Source organism: Gelidibacter sp. (genome assembly GCF_035577925.1).
GTDB lineage: Bacteria > Bacteroidota > Bacteroidia > Flavobacteriales > Flavobacteriaceae > Gelidibacter.
The window spans coordinates 1-2237 of the sequence record NZ_DATJCY010000183.1; the positions used below are offsets into that span (position 1 = coordinate 1).

The 2237-nt window shown below is 32.3% G+C and carries 2 protein-coding genes; both read right to left on the reverse strand.

The window, feature by feature from the left end; all coding sequences use genetic code 11:
- Positions 1-118: 118 nt before the first annotated feature.
- A complete protein-coding gene (locus tag VNJ50_RS06810) occupies positions 119-856 on the reverse strand; it encodes a hypothetical protein (protein WP_325580282.1) in 738 nt (245 codons plus the stop codon).
- A gap of 587 nt (positions 857-1443) precedes the next feature.
- Positions 1444-2237 (reverse strand): DUF3362 domain-containing protein (locus tag VNJ50_RS06815; RefSeq protein WP_325580284.1); only part of this gene is annotated, 794 nt, incomplete at its 5' end.

A 2237-nucleotide genomic window follows, 5' to 3' on the forward strand; every position in this document is an offset into this window, starting at 1 on the left:
TTGGAAAATCAAAAAGTCATATAAGAAATTATGATTATTATTTAATGTGGTTTCATCAAATGTTATTTAATTTATTATCATTCTTTTTGTTATGTCTAATTTAATCATCGATTTAGGTTTATTTGTACTCATTAGACGATACATTAGGGATACTCCTTAATTGTCCATCTTTATTGAGGTTGTTATATCTGTACGTTAACTCATATGTTTGATCTCCGTCCCAGTTTCTGTATTTAATGATAACTGGAATAGAGTCTCTGTTTTCCTTCCTAAATGGTTTCAAGTCAAAACATACAAATCCATCAAAAAGGGAGTTATATTGACTATTGTACGAATTGTGTCTAAATTCCAGTTCTAATACTTCGTTATACTGACTGTTAACTATTTCATTCTGGATTAAATTAATTGCATGAGGTTTTACATGTCCATAATTAAATGAAAAACTTGCATTTAGATAATCATCACCTATCCAAAACTCATTAATTTGTATTGGGTCATTCCCAATATTATCCGCTTCTTGGTCAGTTAAGCTTATAACGGGTTTTGTAAGTATATTCCATATATCATTTACTTTAATTTGATGATCGTAACCATTATAATTATCAGATAGGAGGGTGTAGTTAACAAAAACTCGCTGGTTTTCACGTGGGCTATAAAAAACATCTGTTGATGCAGGCAATAATTTCTCGCCGTTATCTAAAACCAAATAATAGGACTGTTGTCCATCTGGAATTACTGTTGCAATGTTAATTCTAAAGTCTGATAATGAATATCCTTCATCCTCACATGCAAAAGCACTACACAATATTACAATGAATATTACACTATATTTTAATATTGATTTTTTTGTAAACATGTGCGTTTTCGCTTTTAAGGAATAGGTTTAAATATACATTTTCTAGACGTTCATATATAATAGACGCATAAAATTGAAAAACGTTGCATGGAAATTAATTAAAAAGCGAATTAATTACAAAACTGCATGTTGATACAAATAATTTCAAGCTGCTTCCCATTGTAGAAAGCAGAATCGAAAGTTAAATCATCCAATCTTCAATTGCAGAAAGGTTGAAAAAAATATTTTCGTGGCATTGTTAAATACAAATAGTCCGAAAAATATATTTTCAACCGATTGTTAAGTACAAATTGCAAGAATGAAATATTTTCAACCAATTGTGTGACCCATATCGTAAGAATAAAAATATTTTCAAGCGATTGTTAGATGCATATCATAAGAATGGAATAATTTCAACCAATTGTTTGAACCATATCATAAGAATATAATTAATTCAGCCAATTGTGAGATCCATTTGTCAAGAATGAAATTAATTTAAGCAATTGTGAGATGCATTTGATAAGAATGAAATAAATTCAGACAATTGTGGAGTGAGGATTATAAGAATAAGAATAAATCGACCTATTTGTAATACAAATCGAAATAAATCAACCCTTAGGGTATATCTTTTTAATCAGATCATAGCGATTCAATTTCTTCAGAGAGTCAATGATTGTTTTTTTGGAAGATCGTTCATACCAGAAAAAGAATTGTCGTTGTTGTGTTTTCTCGTTGGCTGATTTTGCAGTAAATACTTTTTCTAAAGTATAAGGATGATACCCTGTGTAGTATATTTCGGTTGCCAATGTCATAGGCGAAGGAGTGAAGTCTTGTATTTGCTCAAGCTTAAAATCTAAATCCTTAGTAACTGCAGCCAGCTCAGCCATATCGGCTTCGGTACATCCTGGATGCGAAGATATGAAATAAGGGATGAGCTGCTGTTTCATTCCGTGCTTCTTATTTAGTTTCTCAAAAGTGTTTTTAAAAGTATGGAAGTCTTTAAACGATGGTTTCCGCATCATATGCAACGTTTTGTCTGACGTATGCTCTGGTGCTACTTTCAATCGTCCGGATACATGATTCAAAATTAACTCCTCGGTGTATTCCTTAGCTGCCTTGTTAGTAGCCTCATCTTTGCTTTTATGCAAAAGCATGTCGTAGCGAACACCACTGCCAACAAATGACTTCTTAATCCCATCTATTTTATCTACCGATTTGTATATATCCAATAATGGAGTATGATCTGTATTTAGGTTTGGGCAAACAGCTGGATGTATGCACGATGGTCGCTTACATTTTTCGCAAACTGCCTTCTTCTTCCCTTCCATTTTGTACATATTAGCAGAAGGTCCTCCCAAATCGCTCAGGTATCCTTTAAAGTCGGGCATTTGAGTGATGTTTT